Genomic DNA, 26,241 nt, shown 5'->3' with positions numbered 1-26,241 from the left:
GTGGCGTATGCTGCGGCCCATTCGACACCGGGAGCGGACCATGACGCAAGCGCACGGCGGCTGTCTCTGCGGCGATGTCCGTTTCACCGTGACCTGGCCGAGCGAATGGGTGGCGCATTGCCACTGCTCGATGTGTCGACGGGCGCACGGCGCCGCCTACGTGACCTGGTTCGGAATGGCAGCCGACCGCGTCCGTATCGACGATCCCGTCAGCGCGCTGCGCTGGTACCTCTCGTCGCCCGGGCTCGACGGGCCGCGCGCCGAGCGCGGCTTCTGCACGCACTGCGGCAGCTCGCTGTTCTTCCGTTCGGATCGCTGGCCGGGCGAACTGCACATCGCGCTGGGCAATCTCGACGGCGACGCCGACCGCGCGCCGATGGCGCATGTGTTCTGGGACACCCATGTCGATTGGGCCGCCGTGGACCCGGGCGACGGTCTGCCGCGCAAACCCGCGCCGGAGGTGGACTGAGCCGCGAAGGACCGGCGCTGAGCCGGTCGCCCGCTGATCGACACCAACCGATCAGGCCTCGGCCAACGCCTTGTGCATCCGGGCGAAGTCCTTGCGGTACTGCTTCGCGAGCTTGGTCTTCTGCGCCGCGCTCAGGATCTTGCCGGACACCTGGAAGAACTTCTTCTCTTCTTCCTTGAGATGGTGATGCACTTTCTCGGACAGCTTGCGGGCTTTGGCCAGCCAGCCGCGATGATTCACGCCGAGCGCCTGCATGTCTTCGATGATCTCGTCGACCTCGTGATGCTCGGAGAGCGCGTGGCGGGACGAGGCCAGACCCATGTCGGTCATCAGGATCGGGACGTAGAGATAGCGCTCCTCCGACGCCGCGTGCGCGGCCAGCTCGATCCGCAGCGCGGTGAACAGCGACTGCCGATCCTGGGTATGCGGTTTGGAACGCAGCAGCTTGCGGCACAGCGAACGCTGGGTCTCGTGGCTCTCGCGCAGCGCGTCGTAGATGGTTTCGGACATGGCGATGGCTCCTTCGCAGGTGGGGTCGACACGGGCGCCGCGACGGCGCCCGGCAACGCAAAGAGTATGCGCGCATCGGGGCCGCGGCCACGAACGCCTGCGATCCGCAAGGCGGCCGTGCAAAACGAACCGGCAAAAGGAAACGGCCGGCATGACGCCGGCCGTTTGAAGAGAAGCGGGACGTGCGCTCAGTTGCCGGCGCAGGAATCGCACTTGTAGGCGCGGCGCAGGCTGTCCTGGGCGCCGCTGCGATTCTCGCGCTGCTGCTTGGCGGTCATGCAGATCGAGGTCATGCGGTTGGAACCGACGCTGCGGGTGTATTCGCAGACCATGCGCTCGTCCTCGGCCTTGGTGACGGCGGCCTTGATCCATTCCAGATCGTTGAACACTTCGGTGCGCTTGTCCGGTGGCATCTCGTCGAGGGTCTGCGCGCCGCCGAGCATGGCGAGCACGCGGTCCTGGCGTTCGATCAGTGCCGCACGGTCGCGCTTCTCCATGTCCTTGAACGCACCCTTGCCCGCGACGACCTGCGCGCGCAACTGGGTCTGCTGGGTGACGATGTCGCGGATGGTGAGCTGCTGCGGGTCGGCGGACGCGAAGGCGAGAAAACTGAACGCCGCGAGCGCGAGAACCCACAACGCGGACGCCGGCTTGAACGGGAATTTCACTGGCAAGACTCCTCTTTCTGCTGGAATTTTCTGCTGGAATGACGCCCTCACCGTCGCAGGCGGGGACCTCAGGGAATGCGGGCGCCGCACGGCGCGACGCGATGAAACATCAACGGCCGCGGTTCGCTTCGTCGCCGAGGCAGGCGATCGACGATTCGCCGCACATCTGACCGCGATTCAGCGAGGCGCGTGCGCGCTCCTGATGCTCGCGCTGCTGCTTCGCGGTCATGCATACGGATTTCATCCGGTTGGAACCGGCGATCCGCGTGTATTCGCAGATCATCCGCTCGTCCTCGGCCTTGGTGACCGCGGCCTTGATCCACTCCAGATCGTTGAACACCACGGTGCGCTGGTCCGGCGGCAGCACGTCGAGGGTCTGCGCGCCGCCGAGCATGGCGAGCACGCGATCCTGACGCTCGATCAGCGCCGCGCGGTCGCGCTGCTCCATGTCCTTGAACGCACCCTTGGCGGCGATGACCTGCGCGCGCAGTTGGGTCTGCTGGGTGACGATGTCGCGGATGGTCAGCTGTTGCGGGTCGGCGGAGGCGAAGGCGGCTGCGCACACCAGCGACAGGGCCAGACCGGCGAAGAACGATTTCACGGAAACGGCTTTCATGAGGACGCGGCTCCTGTTCAGGCAATCGTGGGGGGCAGGAACATCGACGGAAGCGCGGGCCTCATGCCACGGCGCCCCGGAGGCCGTGGAGGCGAAGCTCGACGGCGTGGCCCGAGATTGACACGGAACGACCGGATTTCGCCAGTGCGAACGAAAAGCCCCGGAGATCCGGGGCTTTCCTGTCGCAGCAGTCGGGTTCGGCGGGCTGCCGATCGCAAGGCCGGGCCGGGGCGTTCAGGGATCGCGGGACATCTGGCTCTGGCCGTGTTCGCGCAGCTTGCGGCGCTGGCCGACGGTCATGCACTTGTTCTCGGGGCGGTTGGAGCCCACCGGCTTGATCCGCTCGCAGATCAGACGGTTGTCCTCGGCGCGGACGACCGCCGCGCGGACATCCGCAAGCGCCTTGTCGAGCGCCGCCCGGTCTTCGGGCGAGAGCTCCGCGATCGCGGTCTTGCCGTCGATCAGGGCCAGCACCTGGTCCTGGCGCGAGAGGATGTCCTTGCGGTCCTCGTCGGTGAAATAGGAGTACTTGCCGGATTTGGATTCGACGACCTTGCGCAGATCGTTCTGCGCGGTACGGATCTGTTCGGGCGTGGAATCGATGGTGCCCGCGCCTTCGGCGAAAACGGGCGAAGCGAACAGCGAGACGGCGAGGATCGCCGTCGAGAAGACGATGCGCATGGGGGTTCTGATGGACGGAGGAAGAACCCCCATTGGAGCATGGGCGAAGCCGCGTCCGGCCATGACGAAAGTCATGGCCGGGATATCGCGCTTCGGATCGTCACGCCGCTGCGGCCGGCGTTTCGTGGAACTGCTCTTCCTCGGTGGAGCCCTTCAGCGCGACCGTCGAGGACTGGCCGCCCTGGATGGTCTGGGTCACGCTGTCGAAATAGCCGGTGCCCACTTCGCGCTGGTGCTTGACTGCGGTGAAACCGCGATCGGCGGCGGCGAATTCGGCTTCCTGCAGCTCGACGAAGGCGCTCATCTGGCGGCGGGCATAACCGTGCGCGAGGTTGAACATCGAATAGTTCAGAGCATGGAAGCCGGCGAGCGTGATGAACTGGAACTTGTAGCCGTAGCTCGCGATCTCCTTCTGGAACTTCGCGATGGTGGCGTCGTCGAGGTTCTTCTTCCAGTTGAAGCTCGGCGAGCAGTTGTAGGCCAGCAGCTTGCCCGGGAATTTCGCGTGGATGGCTTCGGCGAACTTGCGCGCGAATTCGAGATCCGGCTTGCCGGTCTCGCACCACACCAGATCGGCGTAGGGCGCGTAGGCGAGGCCGCGGCTGATCGCCTGGTCCAGGCCGTTCTTCGTCTTGTAGAAGCCTTCGACGGTGCGCTCGCCGGTGCAATGCGGCAGATCGTTCGGATCGATGTCGCTGGTCAGCAGATCGGCGGCCTCGGCATCGGTGCGGGCGACGATGATCGTCGGCGTGCCCATCACGTCCGCGGCGAGGCGCGCGGCGACCAGCTTCTCGACCGCTTCGCGGGTCGGCACCAGCACCTTGCCGCCCATGTGGCCGCACTTCTTCACGCTGGCCAACTGATCCTCGAAATGCACGCCCGACGCGCCGGCCTCGATCATCGCCTTCATCAGCTCGAACGCGTTGAGCACGCCGCCGAAGCCGGCCTCGGCGTCGGCCACGATCGGCTGCAGGAAATCGATGTCGCCGCTGCCTTCGGCGCACTGGATCTGATCGGCGCGCAGCAGGGTGTTGTTGATGCGCTTCACCACCTGCGGCACCGAGTTCGCCGGATACAGCGACTGGTCGGGGTACATTTCGCCGGCGATGTTGGCGTCGGCCGCGACCTGCCAGCCGCTGAGATAGATCGCCTTGAGCCCGGCCTTGACCTGCTGCATCGCCTGGTTGCCGGTGAGCGCGCCCAGCGCGTTCACGAAGTCTTCGGTCTGCAGATATTTCCAGAGCTTCTCCGAACCGAGGCGGGCGATCGAATGCTCGACCGGCACGGTGCCGCGCAGGCGGACCACGTCTTCGGCGCTGTAGGGACGGGTGATGCCGGCCCAGCGCGGGTTGTTGGTCCAGTCCAGCTTCAGTTGTTCGGCGGTGGGGAGCGTGGTCTTCATGGTCGTGGTCCTGCGTGGGGATGTGGTGTCGTTTTGTCGCTGCTTTGTAGGAGGGGCTTCAGCCCCGAGCGTTTGCCGTCGCATTCATTCGAAGAGCTCGGGCCTGAAGGCCCTCCTACAAAAGATCAATCGATGCGTTCGTAGGCCGGCAGCGTGAGGAAATCGGCGAGCGTGTCGCGGTGGGTGAGGTCGGCGAGCAGCGCGATGGCTTCGTCGACGCGCGCGAGGCCCGCGACGGTCGGATCGGCGGCGAGCTTCGACGGCAATCCGATCAGCGCGCGATCCAGCAATGCGAAATCGACCGGCGATCCGTCGTCGAGATGCAAATGTCCCCCGCGCGAGTCTTGGTCGCGCGGATCGGCATGATGCAGCCACTGCCACAGCTGCGCGCGCGAAATCTCGGCGGTGGCGGCGTCTTCCATCATCCCATGGATGGGCACGCAGCCGTTGCCGTCCAGCCACGCGGCGAGGTATCGCACGCAGACTTCGACGTTGCCGTAGAAACCGGCGGCGGTGATCGTGCCCAGCGACGGCTTCAGCAGATCTTCGGCCGAGACGTTCACGTCCTCGCGGCGCACGTCGTGCTGGTGCGGCCCCGGCATGCGTGCATCGAAGATGCCGCGCGCCAGCGCGACCATGCCCGGATGCGCCACCCAGGTGCCGTCGTGGCCGGCGTTCGCTTCGCGCAGCTTGTCGGCCTCGACCCGCGCGAATGCGGCGGCGTTGGCCTCGGCATCGCGCGGATTCGGAATCTGTGCGGCCATGCCGCCCATCGCATGCGCGCCACGGCGGTGGCAGGTCCTGATCAGCAGTTCCGAATACGCCTTCAGGAACGGCTGGGTCATCGTCACCTGGCCGCGCTCGGGCAACACCCGGTCGCGATGCGCGCGCAGGGTCTTGATGTAGGAAAAGATGTAGTCCCAGCGGCCGCAGTTCAGGCCGACGATGCGGCTGCGCAGCGCGTGCAGGATTTCGTCCATCTCGAATGCCGCCGGCAGGGTCTCGATCAGCACGGTGACCTTCATCGCGCCCTGCGGCAGATTCAGCTGCACCTCGATCTCGTCCAGCACCGCGTTCCACAGCGCCGCTTCTTCCATGCACTGCAGCTTCGGCAGATAGAAGTACGGGCCGCGGTCCTTCGCGGTGAGCGCGGAGGCGTTGTGGAACGCGAACAGCGCGAGGTCGAACAGACCGCCGGAAATCGGCGCGCCGTCGACGATCACGTGCTTCTCGTCGAGATGCCAGCCGCGCGGGCGCACCAGCAGCACCGCGCGCTCGGCTTCCGGCTTCATGCGGTACTGCTTGCCGTTGCCGTCGAATTCCAATGTGCCCCCGACCGCATCGCGGAGCGCGCGCTGGCCCTGGATCAGGTTCGCCCAGGTCGGGGCGGTGGAGTCCTCGAAATCGGCCATGTAGCAGTTGGCGCCCGAGTTGAGGGCGTTGATGACCATCTTCGGATCGACCGGCCCGGTGATCTCCACCCGGCGGTCGAGCAGGGCCGCCGGGATCGGCGCCACCCGCCAGTCGCCCTCGCGGATCGCCCGCGTGTCGTCGCGAAAGGCCGGCAGCGCGCCGTCGTCGAATTCGGCCTGCCGCGCCTGGCGTGCGGCCAGCCGCAGCTGTCGCTGGGGTTCGAAGCGGCGATGGAGATGGGTGAGCAGCGCCAGCGCTGCGGGGGTCAACAGGGCGTCCTGCCCCTCGGCCTGACCGGCGATGCAGAGACCGCCCGGTTGGTCGGAAGCCTCATCGTTGGGCTTGAGGACTGCGGACATCGATGACTCCAGAACACGACGTGGGGTCTCAACATCCGCCTCGGTACTGTATTTGACAACTCAGTTTTTGCAATGCACAAAATAAGCTGGGCTTATAGTTGAGCTTCGACGAAAGTCGAATCGTTTGAAACGACCGTGCAAGCCATTGATTCCTGGTCGAGATCAAACGGATCAGCCCGCACCCGTCCCGCTTGGAGAGGCCGCCATGGTCGACGACAACAGCCACAGCCCCCGTTTCGGCTACAAGTCCGATCGTCTGAAACCGCTTCGGGCCTTCTGTCAGGTCGCCCGCCTCGGCTCGGTGTCGCGCGCGGCCGAGGCCCTCTACCTCAGCCAGCCGGCGATCACCCTGCAGCTGCAGGCGCTGGAGCGGGAACTGGGGGTGCGGCTGTTCGAGCGCACCGGCCGGCGGCTCACGCCCACCCGCGAAGGCGACGCGCTGTACGAACTGGCGCGGCCGCTGGTCGAAGGCATCGACGCCCTGCCCGCCGCCTTCCGCGAGCAGATCCGCGGCCTGGACGCCGGCGAGCTGCACGTCGCCGCCGGCAGCTCGACCATCCTCTATCTGCTGCCGAAGATCGTGGAGGCCTATCGCAAGGCGCATCCCGAAGTGCGGCTGATCCTGCACAACGTCACCGGCGCCGGCGGACTGGACCAATTGCGCAAGGACGAAGTCGACCTCGCGGTGGGCTCGATGCTCGAAGTGCCGGGCGACATCGACTACGCCCCGGTCTACCGCTTCGAACCGATGCTGATCGCCCCGCCCAACCACCCGCTGGCGACCAAGCCCGACCTCAAGCTCGAAGACCTCTCGCCCTACGGCCTGATCCTGCCGCCGCAGCGCCTCACCACCTATCGCCTGGTCGACCTGGTATTCCAGCAGAACCGCGTGCCCTACACCGTCGCCCTCGAAGTCGGCGGCTGGGAAGTCATCAAACAGTACGTCGCCATGGGCCTGGGCATCAGCATCGTCACCTCGATCTGCCTCACCGACGCCGACCGCACCCGCCTCGCCGCCCGATCGCTGGCGAAATACTTTCCCTCACGCAGCTACGGCGTGGTCATGCGCAAGGGCAAATACCTCTCGCAGCAGGCCCGGGATTTCGTGGCGCTGATCCAGCCGCAGATTCTGGCGCCGCGGGAGTACGACGAGACAGGGCATTCGGGGAGGTGAGGGGTCGCAAAAAAAGAAATCTGCGACATACGTAGGCTGAGGTGAGCGCAGCGATGCCCACCATCCCGGTACGTCCAGCGACGTAAGCATCGAGCAGAGCGCAAAAACAGCGAGCAGTGCATTGAAGCATTCGGGTGATCCGGGTGGGATCGCTACGCTCACCCCACTTTACGCGCTATGGTGGTCTAATTATGGATCATGAGTAGGGGAAAAGCGTCGTGCTTAAGGTCTTTTTGAACCACACTTCGGAAGACAAGGCGCTGGTCATGCCGTATTTTCACAAGCTCAAAGCGCTAGGCTTTGAACCGTGGATCGACGAGAGAATTCTCCCTGGACAAGACTGGGATGAGGTGATCCAGCGTGCATTCAATGCTGCCGATGTCTATCTGATCTTCATGACCCCACGCAGTGTCACCAAGCGTGGGTATGTCCAGCTCGAAATTAATGACGCATTGGACAAGCAGAGATACAACCTGTACGGCGACATTGGCCTGATTCCACTTATGCTTGAGGACTGCGATGTGCCGGTCAAGATTTCCAGGTCGCACCAATACATTCGCTTACCAGAGGGATGGCATAAAGTGGTTGAGTCCTTGGAACTCGCAGCCCGGCAACGCAATATTGCCATTCACACAGGCGTGGAGATGGGTCCTTTTCGGATGTTCCTCCGTGCAGAGCAGCATCGCTGGGAAGGATTTCCTGGCTACGAAGTGTCGTTGAGTTACCCGCATATCGAGTCGTCGCGAGTTCCCAACGCGGCTCTTGAGCTCAATGAGTTTTTTACGTCCCTACGACTGAATATTCTGCTCGACGCTCGACAGGTCAGACTCGATCAGGAGAAAGAGCGATTCTCTGGTTGGGCCGGTGTCCCAGACTGGAAGCCCGTCAACTCATCTGACGTTTTTATATCACCTAGGCTAGCGAGTCAGTCCATCCTGAGCTTTAGCGTTCATCAGGATGGCATGTTTGCTGGCGCAGCCCATGGCTTCATGTGGCTTGAAACGCACAACTTCATGATTATTGAAGATCAGCTGATCAGGATCGATATCAATGACTTCTTATCAGAGCCCTATTTGGCTTATCCACCGATCACTGAGCTGGTGCGAGAACGAGTGGGGCATGAGTATGCAGATCGATTCGAAAGGGAGCTTGACGCCGATGATCTAATCAGAATTCGCGAAGCACTTCCCATCGACGGATCCATCTTCAAAAACTTCCAGATCACCCCTTCAGGCATCACTTTGCTCTATCCGCAAGGAGAGCTGTTCGGACATGCCGCGGGCGCTTTCGGCGCCGACCTCTCGTTTGATGAGATAAAGCAGTGGTTGAAGCCAGGCGGCCCTCACACTTATGCCCTAAATGCCAGCGCAATTTCTTGGGACTTGGGTATAGATGACTAGGTTTGTAAACCCAAGGCCATAAGGCGCGATGGTAGGGCGAAACCCGCGCAGCGGATTCCGCCATGAAACAGCGGCGAGGTTCAACGGTGGAATCGCCTTCGGCGGTTCCGCCCTGCCCGCTACGCGCTCACCGGGAGGACTTGGGGACGCGACCGGGAGACGTGGCGGGCGACCACCTCGCCAAGAACGATCGTCAGGACCCACGTGACGACGAAAAGGATGTCGGAGAGCAGGCCGAACGGGGGTTTGCCGGTGATGATGTAGAGCGGGATGAACACCAGTGCCACGGTTCCCAGGCCCATGCCGACCGCGTAGGCGCGGATCGCCCAGGCGCGATGGCGGACGAAGTCGCGTTTCCTGACCGCCATCATCGCCATGGCGAGCGCGATCAGGAGCACCACGCCGAAGACGCCGCGGGCGATGTCGACCATGATCGTCCTGACCGGCGTGACCTGGGCGAGGATCGACAGGCCCGACAGGCCGATGATCACGCCCGACACGACGAAGATCCGGCCTGATACGCGGTGCAGCCTCCCGAAGCGATGGCGGAGGGCGCGGACGAATTGCACGGGCCCGGTGATGCCGAACGCGAATCCCGCCAGCACATGTACGAACCAGGAGATGGGAGCGGCACCGAGGTGGGCGCTCGCTTTCGGGTAGTCGCCGGTCGGAATCTGAAACACCAGAAAGAGCGAGTTGAGGACCGGAATGGCGGTCAGGAAGGCCAGGAGCAGGGCGAGCGGGATCGGTCGCTGAAACAGGCGGAACATGGGGGCTCCCGAACGGAGAAGGTCTGTCGTGGTGGAAGGAAACAGCGGTCGAAAAACGGGGTCGGATGCCCGGTCGAAAACCGGATCCGCCAACTGCGCAACATCGCGCCTCAGGCGAAGCCGTACACCCAGGCCCAGGTGGTCTTGCGCGGCTTGCCGTTTTTGCCGGGCCCGTGCATCCGGATTTCATTGAACGGTGCGGGCAATGTCTGCGCGTCGACCGGCCCCGCGAGACGTTTGAGGTCGCGTATCTTGAGGCGATCGAGCCAGGTCTCGAACGCGGCCCAGTTCTCCATCCGCTTGATGTCGTCTTCCATGGCTTCCTCGCCGCCGAGCGCATCGTCCCCCGTGAAGAATCGGTTCTGCTTGTCGCTGTAGAGGTAGATCCTCGCGGCGGGATCGGTCCTGTGCAGGATGCGGCGCATGCCCAGCACGACGCCGGGCTCGTACAGCGGCGAGCCCATGCTCGCCATCTGCAGGATCGTGTTCGTGGGAATCGGCAGCACATCCGGCGCCCAGGACAGCACGGGGATCAGATTCGGAATCCGGCCTTTGTTGTTCCATCCTTGCCCCTTGTCGTGCCGGTTGAGGTTGTAGGCGTGCTCGAACCCGGTCACCAATCCGTCGACCCGCATGCGGCCTTCGCCCCACACGTCCAGCGGCATCGTCGCCTGCCGTTTGCGCAGGACGAACAGCACCTCGACCGGGTTACCGGACGCGGGCAGCGTCTGGCCGATCTGCACGCCATTGCCCCCGGCGTTCGCGGCGGATTCGACCTCAAGGAAGTCGTTGGTGGTGTGGATGCCATGGACGACGTGCCACTGCCAGCCGAAGGCGTTGTCGGACAACACCGGGCAGGCCGCGTGCGCCTGAATGTCGTACATGACGCCCGGCGCACCGTCCTCCGCGACGAGACGGATGTTGAAACTGCCTTCCGCGCCGTATAAGCCGGCATTCTCGAGCGTGAACGTTTCGGTGGCGCCCGGGTTCACGTAGGCGCTCCAGGCGATCTCCGCGCCGGCGGCGGTATGCCAATGTCCATGGACCGGCTCCCATGGATGGAACGACACATAGTCGTCCGTTTCGTTGCGGATCTCCACGGTGACCCTGTAAGCATCCATGCGAGCGTCCTCCATTGCGGTCTGCGGTCAGACAGGGACCGATGGTAGCAGGGCATCGCGGACACCGGACGACCGCACGCGCAGGCCTCGCGCGTTCGTGGCAGACAACGGCGCGTGACGCAGTCGGCGGATGCGCCCGCGGATCGTCGTCGGTGCGGTGCTCACGCCCTGCATCGCGCGATGCCGCATCTTCCGCCTCGACCGCCACGTATCATCCCCGCCATGCCCGCACCGCTCCGCGCCCTCGCCGCCCCCGCCACCGCGCGCATCCGCGCGTGGGTGCTCGATGTGTTTCCGCGCGGGCGCAGCGGAATCGATTACGACGCGCCCGCGGGCGATCCCGGGCTGTTCGGGCCGGAGAGCGTGACCTGGCGGATCCACGCGGACTTTCCGGGCATGCTTTCGGGTGGGTTGTGCGCGCTGATGCTGCAGACCCTGCACCCGCGCGCGCTGGCGGGGGTGTGGGATCACTCGAATTTCCGCGAAGACCTCGTGGGCCGGCTGCGCCGCACCACCGATTTCGTCGCCGGCAGCACCTACGCCGGCCGGGCGGAGGCCGAACGCCTGATCGCACGCGTGCGTGCGATCCATGCGCGCGTGCAGGGCACGACCGCGGACGGCACGCCTTATCGCGCCGATGATCCCGCGCTGCTGACCTGGGTGCACACGACCGAAAGCTACGGCTTCCTGCAGGGCTATCGCCGCTATTGCCGCGCGGTGCCGACGGCACTGGCCGATGCCTACTACGCGGAAACCGCGCGGGTCGCGGAAGCGCTCGGCGCGACCTCCGTGCCCGCGAGCGAGGCCGAGGTCGCCGCGTATTTCGCGTCGGCGCAGGACGCGCTGCGCTGCGATGCGCGTTCGCGCGAAGTGCTGGCCGTGCTCGCGCGGATGCGACTGCCGGTGCCGATGGCGGGCGTCTCGCGCGATCTGTTTCTCGGCGCCGGCGCCGCGCTGCTGCCCGACTGGGCGGAACAGCGGCTGCAGCGCACGTCGCTGCAACGCATGCAGGCGCGCGCGGCGTCCGCATCGCTGGCGACGTTGGCGCCGCTCTTCCGCGCGGCATTGCCCGACGGCATCGCGCCGCGCGCCTGTGCGCGGATGGGCATGGATGCGTCGTTGCTTACGCGATGGCCTGGCGCGGATCGGGTGTAATGTCCGGAAGCACACGACGCGATGAGGAAGCCGCGATGCACCCCGACACTCTGTCCTACCATGCGGCGCTCGCGCCAGCAGATCGCGCGATCTGCGATGTGCTGGCGCACGAGATCGCGCGGCATCTGCCGGAGGCGGAGAACAAGGTCTGGCACGCGCATCCGGTCTGGTTCCTCGACGGCAACCCGGTCGTCGGCTACGGCAAGTTGAAATCCTGCGTGCGCCTGCTGTTCTGGAGCGGGCAGTCGTTCGATGAGGACGGCTTGGCGAAGGAAGGCAGCTTCAAGGCCGCGGAAGCGCGGTACACGGCCGTCGATCAGGTCGATGTCGACGCCCTCGCGCGCTGGCTCGCGAAAAGCGCGATATCCAGTGGGATTACAAAAACATCGTCCGCCGCAAGGGACGGCTCGAACGTCTGAAGTGACGCCCTGCTCCGTGCGGCGCACGGGTGGAGATATCCGAGGGCGGGACCGCCTCTGGCAGAAGCGGGCCTGACTTCATCGATCGGGCCTGAGGCGGCAGGTCAAATGCCGCCGCTCGTTTTCGCACCTCAGTCGGCGGCCGCCGGCCCGAGCGGACGCGATGCGACGATTTCGCCGATCGCATCGTAGGTACGAGCGGTATCGAGCTTGCCGTCGCCATCGGCGTCGAATTCGCCGGAGACCGGGACGCCGCCGCGATATCGGATCGTTCGAACGACGCGGGCGTTCGTGTCGAGAGCTTCTTCCAGCACGATGACGCCGCTTTGGTGGACGAAACGCATATCGATGGCGCCGTCACCGTCGTGATCGACGCTCGACTCCATGGGCTGGTTGTCGCGATACCGATGCACGATCTCGAACCGCCCATCGAAGCCTTCGTCGAGTTCGACGCTGTGGGCATCACCGTTCGCCCGATAGCGTACGATCTGGTCGACGCGGCCGTCGCGATTGCGGTCGGTCTCGATACGATCGACGCGCTCGCCCGCAAGATAGGTGCGCTCGTCGATGCGGCCGTCGCCGTCGTAATCCCGCGCGATATTGTCTCCGGGACGGTTGTGGATCGCCCAGACGATCGCGCCGCCACAGAGGGCACCGAGCGACAGTGCACCCAGGATCTGCAACGTGGAAGCGCCACGCCCCGAAGATGCCGGCGCGGTCGCGGCCGCACCCGTCTCCTCCTGCACGTCGTCGCCTTCGGGTCGGGAACGCTCCCAGTCGGCGATGATCCCGCGCGCCTCCAAAGCCTGAGCTTCCGGCACCATCAGCGACACCGGCGTGTCGGCGGGCAATTCGCCCACGGCGCCGCGAAGGAATTCGCCCTGCACATGCGCCTGAATGCCCGCTTGTGCGAGCAGATCCCGCAGGAGATAGGCATCGGCAAGATTCGTCGTCTGGTGAACGATCTTCATGGCGGCCCCCTTTGTCTATGGATTGTATCGCAGGCCGTGCTGCGCTCCGCCCACTGCGCGCCCTCATGCCATCGACCATCGGGCGCAGATCAGAACCACTCCGGTCGCATTTCGAACGCGCTCGCCTCGCCATCGCGGACGAGACGGGCATGGTGTTCGACCAGCGGCAGTTCGGTGGCGAAGAAGAAACGGCAGGCCTGGAGTTTGCCGGCATAGAAATCGCGATCGTCGCCGCTGGCGTCGGCGAGAGCGGCCTGCGCGATCGCGGCCTGCTGCAGCCACAGCCAGCCGATGACGACATGGCCGAGCGCGGTCATGTAGTGGGTGGCGTTGGCGAGCGCGAGGCGGACATCGCCGGCGGCCATGCGCGCGCCGGCGGCGCGGGTGGCGTCGATGGCGAGCTTCGCGGCGACGGCGAGCTGGTCGGCCAACGGCATCAGCGGCGGGTGCGCACCGGCTTCGATGCAGGTCTGCGCGATCTTCGCCATCAGCAGTTTCAGCGCGGCGCCGTCCTGCATCATCGCCTTGCGGCCGAGCAGATCGAGCGCCTGGATGCCGTTGGTGCCTTCGTGGATCGGGTTGATGCGGTTGTCGCGGTAGTTCTGTTCCACCGGATACTCGCGGGTGAACCCGTAGCCGCCGAGAATCTGGATCGCCAGCTCGTTCGCCTTCAGCGAATAATCGGAGCCCCAAGCCTTCACGATCGGCGTCAGCAGCTCCAGCAACAGGTGACTGTCGCGACGCACCGATTCGTCCGGATCGCGCGCGTGGTCGACCAGCAGCGAGGCGTAATAGCCGAGCAGTTCCGCGCCTTCGACATAGACCTTCTGCTGCAGCAGCATGCGGCGCACGTCGGCGTGTTCGATGATCGCGACCGGCGGCGATGTCGGGTCCTTCTGGTCGGGATGCCGGCCCTGCCGACGCTCCTGCGCGTACTGCAGCGAGTAGAGATAGCCGGCCAGGCCCTGCAGCACCGCGCCCATGCCGACGCCGATGCGCTCCTCGTTCATCATGTGGAACATGTAGCCAAGGCCGTGGTGCGGTTCGCCGACGAGTTCGGCATGACAATCGCCGGATTCGCCGAATTTCAGGAAGGTGTTGACGCTGCCGCGCTGGCCCATCTTGTGATTGAGGCCGGCGAGGCGCACGTCGTTGCGTTCGCCGCGGCTGCCGTCGGCGTTGACGCGCCAGCGCGGCACGATGAACAGGCTGATGCCGCGCACGCCGGCCGGGGCGCCGACGATCTTCGCCAGCACCAGATGGACGATGTTTTCGCCGAGTTCGTGATCGCCGGCGGAGATCCACATCTTGGCGCCGGTGAGGCGCCAGCTGCCGTCGGCCTGCGGCTCGGCAGTGGTCCTGATGTCGGCCAGCGACGAGCCGGCGTGCGGTTCCGACAGGCACATCGTGCCGAAATAGCGGCCTTCGATGATCGGCTGCATGTACCGCCGCTTCTGGTCCGGCGTGCCGTATTCGGCGAGCAGGTTCGAAGCGCCGCGCGCCAGCGCGGGATAGGCGATCGTGCCCGGATTCGCGGCCGAGAACATCGAATCGCAGGCCTGCGCGACCACGAACGGCAACTGCATGCCGCCCGCGTCGTAATCGGCCAGCGCCGCGGCGAAACCGGCGTCGTTGTAGGCCTGCACCGCTTCGCCGATCTCGGGGATCAGTTCGACCTTGCCGTCGACCATCTGCGGCTCGTTGAGGTCGGACTTGCGGTTGTGCGGCAGGAATTTCTCCAGCGCGATCTGGTGCGCGAGGTCCAGCGCCGCACCGAAGGTGTCGCGACTGTGCTCCGCGAAGCGCGGGTAGGCGCAGAGGCGGTCGACGCCCAGCACTTCGTACAGCATGAAATCGAGGTTGCGGCGGTTGGTCAGCGGGCTCGGGTTCATGGGCGCGGCGGGTCCTTGGGCGAATGAGTCATTTGAGCATCGCGACTCATCTGGCGTCAAATCTCCGGAATGTCTACACTCCGGCCATGGCCGCTCCCTCCAAGACACCCGCCGGAACGAAGACCAGGACGACCGCCGATGCTGCGGCGCACAACGCCACGCGCCTCGCACAGGCCCTGCGCGAGGGTGCGCCCGCGCGGGTCACACCGCTGGACCTCTACCAGCTGGCGCGGCGCGACTGGCTGGCCGGGGAACGCATCGATGTCGGCGCGCTGGCCGCGCGGCTGAACATCGGTCGCGCCACCGCCTTCCGCTGGGTCGGCAGCCGCGACCTGCTGTTGGGCGAGATCCTGTGGTCGCTGTGCGACGAACTGATGCAGGACACCGCCGCCCGCCAGCGCGGCCGAGGCGCGCAGCGGGTCGCGGCGATCTGCGAATCCGCGATCCGCGCCCTGGTCGCGTTCGAACCGCTGCGCCGCTTCGTGCGCAGCGATCCCGAATACGCGGTGCGCCTGCTCACCTCCAAACTCGGCCCGGTGCAGGCGCGCGCGATCGAACGCGTGCGCGACCTGCTGCAGTTCGAGACCGACCGTGGCGCGCTGTCGCCGCCACTGGCGGTGGACACCCTCGCCTATCTGATCGTGCGCCTGTGCGAATCCTTCATCTACGCCGAAGCGACCAGCGACCAGCAGGTCGATGTCGCCGACGCCGGGCTGGCGATCGAACTGCTGCTGTCCGGCAAGGTCATGCCGCGCCGCGCGCCGGGCATGAAGAACGCCGGCAAAACCACCCCCGGAACCGCAGCGAAGCCGAAGACCACGGCGCGCACCTCTTCCCCTGCCACCCCCAGGACTTCCAGGAGCCAACGATGACGACCCGATACGCGGTGGACGCCGACGTCGCGGTACTGACCCTCGACAACCCGCCGGTCAACGGCCTCGGCTATGACACCCGGCGCGCATTGGTCGACGGCCTCGATCGCGCGCTGGCCGATCCCGCCGTGGTCGCTATCGTGATCGCGGGCGCCGGCAAATCATTCACCGGCGGCGCCGACATCCGCGAGTTCGGCACGCCGAAGGCGATGCAGGAACCGAATCTGTTGTCGGTGATCGCCGCGTTCGAAGCCAGCACCAAGCCGGTGGTGGTCGCGATCCACGGCGTGTGCATGGGCGGCGGACTCGAACTCGCGCTCGGCTGCCACTACCGTCTCGCCGCGCCCGGCACCCAGATCGCGCTGCCGGAAGTGAAGCTCGGGCTCGTGCCCGGGGCCGGTGGCACCCAGCGCCTGCCGCGCGCGATCGGGCTGGAGCCGGCGATGAACATGATCGTCTCCGGCAACCCGGTCGCCAGCGACGCATTGGCATCGATTCCGGGCCAGGCCCTGTTCGACCGCATCGTCGACGGCGATCTGCTGGCGGAGGCGAAGGCGTTCGCGCGCGAGCGCGCCGCGACAACGATCGGTAAAGAAGCCGGCCCGCATCCGCGCGTGCGCGATCGCCGCGTGGAGCATCCGAATCTCGACGCCTTCGTCCTGTTCGCCCGCACCACCGTCGGCGCGATGGCGAAGGACTATCCCGCCGCGCAGCGCTGCGTCGACTGCGTCGAAGCCGCGGCGCGCAAGCGTTTCGACGACGGCATGCGGTTCGAACGCGAGACTTTCGCGTCGCTGATGATGTCGCCGGAATCGCGCGCGCTGCGGCATGCGTTCTTCGCCGAACGCGCGGCCTCGAAGATCGCCGACGTGCCCGACGACACCCCGCAGCGCGAGGTGCGCAAGGTCGGCGTGATCGGCGCCGGCATGATGGGCGGCGGCATCGCGATGAATTTCCTCAACGCGGGTCTGCCGGTCGTCATTCTGGAAACGAAACAGGAGGCGCTGGATCGCGGCGTCGCCACCATCCGCAAGCACTACGAAGGCAGCGTGCGCAAGGGCAGCCTTAGCGAAACGAAGTTCGCGCAGCGCATGACGCTGCTGCAGCCGACGCTGGACTACGCCGACCTCGCCGACTGCGATCTGATCGTCGAAGCGGTGTTCGAGGAGATCGGCGTGAAGCAGGCGGTGTTCGAACGGCTGGATGCGATCGCCAAACCGGGCGCAATCCTGGCTTCGAACACCTCGACCCTGGATCTCGATCGGATCGCGGCGTTCACGACGCGCCCGCAGGACGTGATCGGCCTGCATTTCTTCAGCCCGGCGCACGTGATGAAGCTGCTGGAAGTGGTGCGCGGCAAGGCCACCGCGAAGGACGTGCTGGCGACCGCGATGGCGGTGGCGAAGAAGATCCGCAAGACCGCGGTGGTCTCCGGCGTCTGCGACGGCTTCATCGGCAACCGCATGATCGAGCAGTACAGCCGCCAGGCGATGTTCCTGCTGGAGGAAGGCGCGCTGCCGGCGCAGGTCGATGCCGCCGCCGAACGCTTCGGCTTCATGATGGGCCCGTTCCGGATGAGCGATCTGGCCGGCAACGACATCGGCTGGGCGATCCGCAAGCGCCGCTACGTCGAACAGCCGGAACTGACCTATTCGAAGGTCGCGGACGCGCTGTGCGAGCTCGGCCGCTTCGGCCAGAAGACCGGCGCCGGCTGGTACGACTACAGGCCCGGCGACCGCAAGGCGCATCCCAGCGCGGTGGTCGACGCGATGATCGTCGAACATTCGGCCGCGGCGGGCATCGCACGGCGTACGATCGGCGACGACGAGATCGTCGAGCGCCTGGTCTATGCGCTGGTGAACGAGGGCGCGAAGATCCTCGACGAAGGCATCGCCGCCAAGGCCGGCGACATCGACATGGTGTACCTGTTCGGCTACGGCTTCCCGCCGTTCCGCGGCGGGCCGATGCGCTACGCCGACGAGATCGGGCTGTTCAACGTGGTGCGCGCGATGCGCCGCTATGCCGCGGCCGATGTCGACGGCCGCCAGGCCGGTGCGTGGGAACCCGCACCGCTGCTCGCCGCGCTCGCCGCCGACGGCAAGACCTTCACCTGATCGCCACGCGCATCGTCGCCACGCACCGAATCCAACCTGGGAATCCGACATGACCGACGCCGTCGTCGTCTCCACCGCGCGCACCGCCCTGGCCAAGAGCTGGAAGGGCGCCTTCAACATGACCCACGGCGCCACGCTCGGCGCGCACAGCGTGCAGCACGCGATCGCGCGCGCCGGCATCGATCCGGGCGAAGTCGAGGACGTGCTGATGGGCTGCGCCACGCCCGAGGGCGCCACCGGCGCCAACATCGCGCGCCAGATCGCGCTGCGCGCCGGCTGCCCGGTGAGCGTGCCGGGCATGACCATCAACCGCTTCTGCTCCAGCGGCCTGCAGACCATCGCGACCGCGGCGCAGCGCATCATCGCCGGCGAAGGCGAGATCTTCGTCGCCGGCGGCGTGGAAAACATTTCCTGCGTGCAGGGCGTGATGAACCAGACCATGCTCGCCGACCCGTGGCTGGTCGCGCGGAAGCCCGCGATCTACTGGAGCATGCTGCAGACCGCGGAACTCGTCGCGCAGCGCTACGGCATCGACAAGGAACGCCAGGACGCATACGGCGTGCGCAGCCAGCTCGCCGCCGCGGCGGCACAGGCCGGCGGCCGATTCGACGACGAGATCGTGCCGATCACCGTGACCGCCGGCATCGCCGACAAGGCCAGCGGCCAGTTGTCGAGCCGCGAAGTCACGGTCTCCGCCGACGAGGGCATCCGTGCCGACACCACGCTGGAGGCGGTGCGCGGCATCCGCCCGGCGACACCGGGCGGCGTGATCACCGCCGGCAACGCCAGCCAGTTTTCCGACGGCAGTTCGGCGGCGGTGGTGATGAGCGCGACGCTGGCCGAACAGCGCGGGCTGCAACCGCTCGGCATCTTCCGCGGCTTCGCGGTCGCCGGCTGCGAGCCCGACGAGATGGGCATCGGCCCGGTGTTCGCGGTGCCGAAGCTGTTGAAGCGCGCCGGCCTCACGGTCGACGACATCGGTCTGTGGGAACTGAACGAAGCGTTCGCGGTGCAGGTGCTGTACTGCGCGGACACGCTCGGCATTCCGATGGAACGCTTGAACGTCAACGGCGGCGCGATCGCACTCGGCCACCCCTACGGCGTGTCGGGCGCGCGACTGGTCGGCCACGCGCTGATCGAAGGCAAGCGTCGCGGCGCGAAGTTCGTCGTGGTGACGATGTGCATCGGCGGCGGCCAGGGCGCGGCCGGGTTGTTCGAGGTGGTGTGAGCGTCGACGCATCCCCCTCCCCCGCATGCGGGGGAGGGTCGGGGTGGGGGCGTCAGGCGCGCACGCGCCGCTTCAACTCCGCGATCAACTCCGACACCTCCGCCGGCGCGAGCTTCGCGAAACGCTCGGGCAGCAGACTGCGGCGCGAGGATTCCTGCACCGCCAGCAGTTCCATCAGCTGGATGGTGTCGGTGTGCTGCGGCGGAATGAAATCGGCGATCGCCTGCTGCAGTTCCGCCGCGCCGAGCGCGCCGCCGGCTTCGCGCGCGAGATCGAGCGCCAGCAGCGCGATCGCTTCGAGATCGGCGTTGGAATACCCGTCGAGTCCGTCGAGCGCGTCGGCCAGCGCGGCCGCGGCCTCGTCCGGCAATGCGGCGCCGTTGCGCGACAGGATCGCGCGCACGATGCGCAGGCGGTCGGCGCCGGTGTCGGCGTAGAAGAACGGAATCTTGCGATCGAGACGACCCGGACGCTTGATGTCGACATCGAGCTTGTCGGGGCGGTTGGTCATCAGGATCGTCAGCACGTGGCCGCGGTTGTCGGTGTCGGACATGAAGTCCTTGATCCGCGCGATGACCCGCGACGAGGTGCCGCCGTCGGTCTCGCCGCCCTCGCCGTTGCCGAAGCTGCGGTCGCCTTCGTCGATGACCAGCGCGATCGGGCTCATCGCGCGGATGATCTTGAGCACGCGTTCGAGGTTGGATTCGGTCGAGCCCACCCACTTCGAGCGGAAATTCTTCAGCACCACGCCGGGCAGGCCGGCTTCCTTCAGGAACGCCTTGATCACGAAGGTCTTGCCCACGCCCATCGGGCCGACCGCGAGCAGGCCCATCGGCGCGAGCCTGCGTTCGCCGGTCTTGATCGTGGCCGCGATCTTCATCAGCTCGGTCTTGATCTGCTCGTAGCCGCCGACCGCGTCGAGGCCGTACGACGGATCGAGGAATTCGATGAGATCGCCGCAGGAGCGCTGGATGATTTCGCGCTTTCTTTCGCCGATGATCGCGAGCATCGCGTCGAGCGGATCGTCGTCGGGTTTCGGCGCCGCGTGGCCGAGGATCATGAATGCGATTTCCTCACGGGTCTTGCCCGCGGTGACCCCGGCATACATCTCGGCGCGCTGCTGCGCGTCGGCCGCATCGCCGAGGAGTTGCAGCGCGAGCGCCTTGCGTTCTTCCTCGGGCAGACCGGCGGCGGGGCGCTCGGCGACGATGCTGTCGATCTCGAGCAGGCGCAGGCCGGCGGTGTGCTTGGCGACCAGCGCCTGCTGCGCGGCCGGCATGTGCGGCGCGGACTGCGCGACCAGCTGCGCGCGCGCGGCCTCGTCCGGCAGCGGCACTTCGATCGCGCAGATGCGCGGATTGGTGTTCAGCGACGGATGCAGTTCCGACAGCGACGCGCACAGCAGCACGACGATGTGATTGCGCTGCAGCAGCAGGCCGCTGAGCGACCAGTCGTGGAGGATTTCCAGCAGGCCGCGTTCGTCGGTACTGAGGAAGGTGGTTTCCGCATTCGGCACCAGGTCGCCGGCGTGCGGCAGCACCAGGGCGATGCCGTCGCCGGTGCGCATGCGCAGCTCCAGCTTCGCCATGTCCTCCAGCAGCGATTCGCCGTGTTCGATCGGCTTGGTGGTCTCGCCGCGGCGCTTCAGCCCGGCGTGGCGCAGCGCCAGCTCGAAGCGCTGCGGCTTGGCCGCGAGCACGACGTCGTGAACGTAATCGACGAACGGCTGCAGCCGGCCTTCGTGCGGCACGCCGTCGTGGACGTTGCCGTGCACCAGGAACACGCCTGCCTCGCCGGCGAGATAGCGGCGCTTGAGTTCGTCGGCCCAGGGCGGGAGCGCGCCGCTGGTGGAGGTGACGCCGTTGAGGGTGGTCATGGGGTGTCCGAGATCAAGCGAAGCGAGCGAGGTCCTGTCATCCCGAACGCGGGCGCAGCCCGCGGAGGGACCTGCTGGTGCCGTTCAAGACGAAGCAGGTCCCTCGCTGCGCTCGGGATGACAACGGAAAATCAGATCGTGCGGTTGGCGTCGGCCGCGCCGGCGCGTTCCTTCTTCATCGCTTCGAGCTTGGCGCGGGCGGTGGCCTTGCTGCTGCCGGCCTTCAGCGACTTCAGGCGGGTGTCGAGATCGGATTCGCGCAGTTCCTCGCCGAGCTTGGCCTTGGCGATGGTGTCCTTGATGCCGGTGCGCACGTTCTCGAGCGCGCGCAGTTCGGCATCGACCGACAGGCCTTCGAGCTGATCCTGGATGCGCACGCGCGCCTGCGCGCTCTGCATCTTCGCCAGCATGCGGTCCTTCTCGGCCTTGAGCTTGGCGATCTCGCCCTTGACCTCGGTCAGCGCGGTCTTGGCGGTATCGACGTCCTTCTCGGCGCCCTGCAGTTCGGCTTCCATCGCCGCGATTTCGGCCTCGACCGCTTCCTTGCGTTCGATCAGTTCGACCGCGAGATCGTCCTGATTGGTCGCCATGGCCTCCTCGAGCATCGCGCTCAGCTCCTTCTGCTGCCCCTGCGCCTTCTGCAGGCGGTCGGCGGCATCCTCGCGCAGGCGGATGAGGCCGGCGGTGGCGTTCTTGAGCTTGTTGTACTTCTCGATCATGGTGTTGATCGCGTTTTCGTACGCGATCTCCGGGTGCTGCTGTTCCAGCCCGGTCACGAAGAGCGAGAGGAAGCCGCGGACGAGGTTGGCCAGTCGGCTGAAGATGTTCATGCGGTTCTCCTGGGGCAGCTTGCGTATCGGGTGAAGGGAATCATCTGGAGGGAATCACTTCGCGGTGCGCGCGCTCTGTCTCGCGGCCCGCGCCTGGGCGCCCGCGGCGCCGGTCTTGAAATAGCCGCTGTCGAGATCGTTCTGCGACAGGTCCAGCTCGATGTCTTCTTCCAGCTGCAGCCGCGACAGCGATTCGCCGAGCTTGGAGCCGAGCACGCTGGAATACGGGCTGGCGACGACCATCTGGTAGATCTCCTCGACCTGATCGGGCAGCGACACCAGCGCGGCCTCGATCGACATGCGCCGGGCGACCAGCTTGTCGTGGCGGAGCTTGATCGCGAGATAGTCGTCGTACGCCATCTTCAGGTGACGATAGCGCGGGTCGTTCTCGTCGACCTCGCCGAGCGAGCGTTCGGCCTCGCGCAGGCGGCGGTCGAGGGTGGCTTCCTCGCCGCTGCGCAGGCGCTCCTGGATGGTCACCTGCGCCAGCCACATCGCGAGATAGTCGACCGAGGCCTTGTCGACGCGTTCCGCATCTTCGTAGGACAGCTGGCTCTGCGCTTCGCCGGCGATGCGGTACAGCACGTTCGAGCGTTCGGCGATGGCCTGGTATTTCTGCCACATCGGCATGGCCAGCACCCGCTGCATGCCGCCATGCAGGGAGAAGATCTCCTGCTGCAGCTGCGCGCGACGCTGGTCGATGGCCGCGCGCCGGGACTGGCGTTCGACCTTGCTGCGGAACGAAGGCAGGTCCGGAATCACCAGCGCCAGCAGCGTCTGCACCGCGCCCAGCACCACCAGCGCGCCGAGCGCACCGGCGCCACCGGCCGGGATCGACGCCACCGCGGCGGCGAGCCCACCGCCGAGCAACGTCATCACGTTGCTCTGGCTGGTGAGCCAGGCGCGCAGATAGCTGATGGGTTTCGGCGGCGAATTCATTCGATCAGGTCATCCGGCTCAGACGGTCACCCGCACGTTGCCCTTGCCCGACGCCTGATGCAGACGGCTGAGGATGCGCTGCTCCAGCGCGACCGCCTCGGGCATGCGCAGCCAGCCGGTATCGCGCGGCTTGGGGGTGGCGATCTCGAAGTCGTCGGCGATCCGCGCCGGCTGGGTCGACAGCACCACCACGCGATCGCCCAGCAACAACGCCTCGGTCACGTCGTGGGTGACGAACACGATCAGGCAGGGATGTTCGCGATAGAGCTTGACCAGCAGTTTCTGCATGTCCTCGCGGGTCTGCGCGTCGAGCGCGCCGAACGGCTCGTCCATCAGCAGGATCCGCGGCTTGAGCATCAGCGCGCGCGCCAGCGCGATGCGCTGGTTCTGGCCGCCGGACAACTGGCTCGGCCGCAGCTTGGCCTTGTCGGACAGACCCACCGCTTCGAGCATGTGCATCACCAGACCGTGCCGCTGCGCCGCCGGCACGCGATCGCGCCACAGCTTCAGCCGGAACGGAAACGCGACGTTGTCGTAGACGGTGAGGTCCGGCCGGTTGGCGTAGCGCTGGAACACCATCACCGCGTCGTCGTGGGCGTCGTGGCAGGGTTCGCCGTCGATGCTGATCGTGCCGCTGGTGGGCATGTTGGTGTTCTGCGGGCGCACGCCGCCCATCATGTACAGCAGCGTGCTCTTGCCGCAGCCGGAAGGGCCCAGCAGCATGTTGATGCTGGGGCCGGTGAAACGCAGGCTGAGGTCGTCGACGACGCGGTTCACGCCGCCTTCGGGACGCGGATATTCCTGGACGATGCGGTCGAGTGCGATGACGGCGGGGGCGATGACGACCGGCGCCGCGCCCTGCTGCGTTGCGGAGTCGGTCATGCCTGGGTCTCCCACGGATACAGCCGACGCTTCACCACCCGCATCAGCTGATAGGTCAGCAGCGCCAGCGCCATGATCACGATGATGCCGGCGAACACCTGGTCCATCGCGCTGAAGCGGCGCGCGTTCTGGATCAGCTGGCCGAGACCGACCTTGGCGTTCACGTACTCGGCGACGGTGATGTAGGTCCACATCACCGAGACGCTGACGATGATGGCGTCGGCGATGCGCGGCATCGCGATCGGCACCACCGCGTGGCGGATGCATTCCCACGGCGTGGCGCCGAGGTCGCGGGCGCCGGTCCAGTAACTCTGCGGCACCGCCTGCAGCGCGTCGCGCACCATCGGCACCAGATAGACCACGGCGCCGAGGAACAGGAACGCGACCTTCATGGTTTCGCCGATGCCCAGCCACATCACCAGGATCGGCAGCAGCGCGACCACCGGCGCCGAGCGGAACGGATCGATCAGCGGCGACAGCAGCGCATTCAACTTCGGCGAGGCGCCCATGAAGATGCCGAGCGGCACGCCGACCAGCACCACCAGCACGCCGGCGGCCGCGACCCGGCCCACCGACCACAGCGTGGCGTCGAACAGCAGGCTCTTGCCTTCGTGCCACGACAGATAGGCCAGCGCCTTCACCACCGACACCGGAGACGGCAGCTTGTTCGGGCTGATCCAGCCGCTGGCGCTGAGCGCGAACCACACGATCAGCACGAAGGCGACGCCGCCGATGCCCAGTTGCCGCCGCAACCCTGCAGGCAGGGCGACATAGGGATTCCAGCCGTTCGCCATTACTGACGCGCTCCGTACACGGCGATGCGGGTGGAACGGTTGGACTCGCGGCAGGCGTCGATCGTCAGGCCTTCGGCTTCCGGCGCGCTTTCGTTGCACAGCGGCCGGCCGGAACCGTTGCCGACGATCTTGAAGCGCTCGCGCGGGAACTCCCACTGCTTCACCAGATAATCGACCACGGCTTCGGCGCGGGCCAGCGACAGGCGGTTGTTGATCGTCGCGTTGCCGGTGCTGTCGGTGTTGCCGCTGATCTCGAAGTAGGCGCTGCCGTTGTTCTCGATGAACGGCACCATGTCGGTGTCGATGGTCTTCTCGGCGCGCTTCGTCAGCGCGGCCTGGCCGCTGGCGAAGTTCACCACCACCGGTTTGGTCACTTCGGCCGGCGCCTGCACCGCTTCCTCGCGCGCCTGCTCGGTGAAGGTCTCGGTCTTGCGCGACTCGGCCTGCGCGGTGGTGCTGGCGTCGTAGAGGCTGCGGATGAAGCGGGTGTCGAAGCTGTCCTGCGGCGGGATCACCGGCGACTTCGGATTGGCCAGCGCGCCGGCGGCGCGGTAGATCTGGTCAAAGCGCTGGTAGACGCGGGCGTAGTGGTTGGTGCCGCCGGACATGCCGAGGATGCGCGCGTTGTCGGCGACGCCGGTCCACAGCAGGTTGTCGAACAGGCCCTTCACGAACGGCTTGCCTTCGTCCTTCGCCAGCAGGGTGAAGAACTCCTCGGTGGCGACCAGCGCATCGACCGCGCCGTCGGGATCGGCCTTGGCGGCATCGACGCCCTTCATCCAGCCGGTGACCAGTTTCTGCACCGCGGCGGCGCCCTGGGCGTCGTCGAGCACGCGCTGGTCGCAGACGATCACGTCGAAGATCAGGTTCGACGCGGTCTTGGTCGAATAGACCACGTGGCCCTTGGTCGCGCGCAGCGCCAGCGACAGGTCCGGATCCCACAGCACGGCGGCGTCGACGCTGCCCGATTCCAGCGCGGCGCGCACGCCACCCAGGCCGTCTTCGGCGGCGATGAACACGTACTCGATGCTCTGCTTGCGGCGCGCCGACAGCGACGAATTGTCGACCGCGTCGATGGTCATGCCGTGCGAGGGCGTGAACTGCAGCAGCGCGACCTTCTTGCCGGCGAGGTCCTCGACCTTCCGGATCGACGGGTCGCGGGCGATGATCGCGTCGGCGCCGCGGGTGTTGTCGACGATCATGACCGCCTTGGCATCGTGGCCGCTGTTGCGCAGGTTGGGCTGTTCCTGCGCCCAGAAATCCGAGGTGCGCCACACGCACTGCGCGGTGCCGGCCTCGAAGATCGTGGCGATGGTCGGGATGTCGTCCTGGATCACGAACTCGACGTTCAGGCCCTCCTTGTCGAAGATCGAGCCGCTGCGCGTCTTCAGGCTCTGGCCATTGGCGACCAGCGCCGGCGCGTAACCGTGGAAGCTGACGATGCTGACCTTCAGCGGATTGCCGGCGGAGCCCAGCGGGCCATCGCCCTTGCCGGCGTAGGCGCCCGCGGACGAGGTCTTGCCGCCCTCGGCCTGGGCGACGGCGGCGCTGCCTTCATCGCCGCCTTCGGCCTTGCGGTTCTTGTAGAGGTTCCAGAGCACCGAGCCGCTGCCGACCAGGACGATCGCGCCGATCAGCAGCTTGGCGAACGGGGTGAGTTTGACGGCCATGAGGCACTCCTTCGGG

The 26,241-nt window shown here is 66.5% G+C and carries 24 protein-coding genes; 8 read left to right on the top strand and 16 right to left on the bottom strand.

Annotated elements, in window-relative coordinates; translation table 11 throughout:
* Window positions 1-40 precede the first annotated feature (40 nt).
* Window positions 41-469 carry a GFA family protein gene (locus ABD974_RS04785; protein WP_345302153.1) on the top strand — a complete coding sequence of 143 codons (429 nt, stop codon included), beginning with the start codon at window positions 41-43 and terminating at the stop codon, window positions 467-469.
* A 51-nt stretch (window positions 470-520) separates the two neighbouring features.
* On the opposite strand, the gene ABD974_RS04780 is transcribed toward ABD974_RS04785, so the two are convergent.
* From ABD974_RS04780 to aceB, 6 genes are all read right to left on the bottom strand, one after another.
* Entirely contained in the window at window positions 521-979 is a 459-nt protein-coding gene (locus ABD974_RS04780; RefSeq protein ID WP_345302152.1) for a hemerythrin domain-containing protein, read from the bottom strand.
* 188 nt (window positions 980-1,167) lie between these two features.
* Window positions 1,168-1,647, bottom strand: coding sequence for a hypothetical protein (locus tag ABD974_RS04775; RefSeq protein WP_345302151.1), 480 nt, complete (start codon window positions 1,645-1,647; stop codon window positions 1,168-1,170).
* A gap of 109 nt (window positions 1,648-1,756) precedes the next feature.
* The gene (locus tag ABD974_RS04770; protein ID WP_345302150.1) at window positions 1,757-2,263 is read right to left on the bottom strand and encodes a hypothetical protein; all 507 of its coding nucleotides are present in this window, start codon (window positions 2,261-2,263) and stop codon (window positions 1,757-1,759) included.
* A gap of 234 nt (window positions 2,264-2,497) precedes the next feature.
* The gene (locus tag ABD974_RS04765) at window positions 2,498-2,944 is read right to left on the bottom strand and encodes a hypothetical protein (RefSeq protein WP_345302149.1); all 447 of its coding nucleotides are present in this window, start codon (window positions 2,942-2,944) and stop codon (window positions 2,498-2,500) included.
* Window positions 2,945-3,044: 100 nt separating this feature from the next.
* Complete coding sequence (gene aceA, locus ABD974_RS04760) at window positions 3,045-4,346, bottom strand: isocitrate lyase (RefSeq protein WP_345302148.1); 1,302 nt, start codon at window positions 4,344-4,346, stop codon at window positions 3,045-3,047.
* 125 nt (window positions 4,347-4,471) lie between these two features.
* Window positions 4,472-6,118 (bottom strand): malate synthase A, encoded by a 1,647-nt coding sequence (gene aceB / locus ABD974_RS04755; protein ID WP_345302147.1) that lies wholly within the window; start codon window positions 6,116-6,118, stop codon window positions 4,472-4,474.
* Window positions 6,119-6,323: 205 nt separating this feature from the next.
* Between aceB and ABD974_RS04750 the strand changes: the two genes are divergently transcribed.
* Both ABD974_RS04750 and ABD974_RS04745 read left to right on the top strand, forming a co-directional pair.
* Window positions 6,324-7,292, top strand: coding sequence for a LysR family transcriptional regulator (locus ABD974_RS04750; RefSeq protein WP_345302146.1), 969 nt, complete (start codon window positions 6,324-6,326; stop codon window positions 7,290-7,292).
* 218 nt (window positions 7,293-7,510) lie between these two features.
* A complete protein-coding gene (locus ABD974_RS04745) occupies window positions 7,511-8,692 on the top strand; it encodes a TIR domain-containing protein (RefSeq protein ID WP_345302145.1) in 1,182 nt (393 codons plus the stop codon).
* 119 nt (window positions 8,693-8,811) lie between these two features.
* Here the strand turns inward: ABD974_RS04745 and ABD974_RS04740 are convergent, their stop codons facing one another.
* Entirely contained in the window at window positions 8,812-9,462 is a 651-nt protein-coding gene (locus tag ABD974_RS04740; RefSeq protein WP_345302144.1) for a DUF2306 domain-containing protein, read from the bottom strand.
* A gap of 110 nt (window positions 9,463-9,572) precedes the next feature.
* The gene (locus ABD974_RS04735; protein ID WP_345302143.1) at window positions 9,573-10,583 is read right to left on the bottom strand and encodes a hypothetical protein; all 1,011 of its coding nucleotides are present in this window, start codon (window positions 10,581-10,583) and stop codon (window positions 9,573-9,575) included.
* A gap of 222 nt (window positions 10,584-10,805) precedes the next feature.
* Here ABD974_RS04735 and ABD974_RS04730 point away from each other — a divergent pair, with 222 nt between their 5' ends.
* Together ABD974_RS04730 and ABD974_RS04725 are read left to right on the top strand one after the other, a co-directional pair.
* Window positions 10,806-11,738, top strand: coding sequence for an oxygenase MpaB family protein (locus ABD974_RS04730; protein WP_345302142.1), 933 nt, complete (start codon window positions 10,806-10,808; stop codon window positions 11,736-11,738).
* The gene (locus ABD974_RS04725) at window positions 11,714-12,157 is read left to right on the top strand and encodes a DUF1801 domain-containing protein (protein WP_345302141.1); all 444 of its coding nucleotides are present in this window, start codon (window positions 11,714-11,716) and stop codon (window positions 12,155-12,157) included. Before ABD974_RS04730 ends, ABD974_RS04725 begins: the two co-directional genes overlap by 25 nt.
* Window positions 12,158-12,288: 131 nt before the next feature.
* On the opposite strand, the gene ABD974_RS04720 is transcribed toward ABD974_RS04725, so the two are convergent.
* Both ABD974_RS04720 and ABD974_RS04715 read right to left on the bottom strand, forming a co-directional pair.
* Window positions 12,289-13,128 (bottom strand): putative signal transducing protein, encoded by an 840-nt coding sequence (locus ABD974_RS04720; protein ID WP_345302140.1) that lies wholly within the window; start codon window positions 13,126-13,128, stop codon window positions 12,289-12,291.
* An 89-nt stretch (window positions 13,129-13,217) separates the two neighbouring features.
* Window positions 13,218-15,020 carry an acyl-CoA dehydrogenase gene (locus tag ABD974_RS04715; protein ID WP_345302139.1) on the bottom strand — a complete coding sequence of 601 codons (1,803 nt, stop codon included), beginning with the start codon at window positions 15,018-15,020 and terminating at the stop codon, window positions 13,218-13,220.
* A gap of 86 nt (window positions 15,021-15,106) precedes the next feature.
* On the opposite strand from ABD974_RS04715, the gene ABD974_RS04710 reads away from it, so the two are divergent.
* From ABD974_RS04710 to ABD974_RS04700, 3 genes are read left to right on the top strand one after another with little or no spacing between them, the layout of a single operon-like run.
* The gene (locus ABD974_RS04710) at window positions 15,107-15,892 is read left to right on the top strand and encodes a QsdR family transcriptional regulator (protein WP_345302138.1); all 786 of its coding nucleotides are present in this window, start codon (window positions 15,107-15,109) and stop codon (window positions 15,890-15,892) included.
* The gene (locus ABD974_RS04705) at window positions 15,889-18,006 is read left to right on the top strand and encodes a 3-hydroxyacyl-CoA dehydrogenase NAD-binding domain-containing protein (RefSeq protein ID WP_345302137.1); all 2,118 of its coding nucleotides are present in this window, start codon (window positions 15,889-15,891) and stop codon (window positions 18,004-18,006) included. The genes ABD974_RS04710 and ABD974_RS04705 overlap by 4 nt, the downstream gene beginning before the upstream one ends.
* 49 nt (window positions 18,007-18,055) lie before the next feature.
* Window positions 18,056-19,234, top strand: coding sequence for an acetyl-CoA C-acyltransferase (locus tag ABD974_RS04700; RefSeq protein ID WP_345302136.1), 1,179 nt, complete (start codon window positions 18,056-18,058; stop codon window positions 19,232-19,234).
* 52 nt (window positions 19,235-19,286) lie between these two features.
* Here the strand turns inward: ABD974_RS04700 and ABD974_RS04695 are convergent, their stop codons facing one another.
* The 6 genes from ABD974_RS04695 to ABD974_RS04670 form a co-directional block, all read right to left on the bottom strand.
* A complete protein-coding gene (locus tag ABD974_RS04695; protein ID WP_345302135.1) occupies window positions 19,287-21,110 on the bottom strand; it encodes an ATP-binding protein in 1,824 nt (607 codons plus the stop codon).
* Window positions 21,111-21,241: 131 nt separating this feature from the next.
* Complete coding sequence (locus tag ABD974_RS04690; RefSeq protein WP_345302134.1) at window positions 21,242-21,940, bottom strand: PspA/IM30 family protein; 699 nt, start codon at window positions 21,938-21,940, stop codon at window positions 21,242-21,244.
* 54 nt (window positions 21,941-21,994) lie between these two features.
* Complete coding sequence (locus ABD974_RS04685; protein WP_345302133.1) at window positions 21,995-22,879, bottom strand: hypothetical protein; 885 nt, start codon at window positions 22,877-22,879, stop codon at window positions 21,995-21,997.
* An 18-nt stretch (window positions 22,880-22,897) separates the two neighbouring features.
* A complete protein-coding gene (locus tag ABD974_RS04680; RefSeq protein ID WP_345302132.1) occupies window positions 22,898-23,761 on the bottom strand; it encodes an ABC transporter ATP-binding protein in 864 nt (287 codons plus the stop codon).
* On the bottom strand, window positions 23,758-24,555 hold the full coding sequence (locus tag ABD974_RS04675; protein ID WP_345302131.1) for an ABC transporter permease: 798 nt from the start codon (window positions 24,553-24,555) through the stop codon (window positions 23,758-23,760). The genes ABD974_RS04680 and ABD974_RS04675 overlap by 4 nt, the downstream gene beginning before the upstream one ends.
* Window positions 24,555-26,225 (bottom strand): OmpA family protein, encoded by a 1,671-nt coding sequence (locus ABD974_RS04670; protein ID WP_345302130.1) that lies wholly within the window; start codon window positions 26,223-26,225, stop codon window positions 24,555-24,557. Before ABD974_RS04670 ends, ABD974_RS04675 begins: the two co-directional genes overlap by 1 nt.
* Between the last annotated feature and the right edge of the window lie 16 nt (window positions 26,226-26,241).

Origin of the sequence: Lysobacter hankyongensis (genome assembly GCF_039543145.1) — a bacterium.
Classification (GTDB): Bacteria; Pseudomonadota; Gammaproteobacteria; order Xanthomonadales; family Xanthomonadaceae; genus Lysobacter_I; species Lysobacter_I hankyongensis.
Note: the sequence above shows the minus strand (reverse complement) of the source record. Positions and strands in the feature narration are given on the sequence as shown.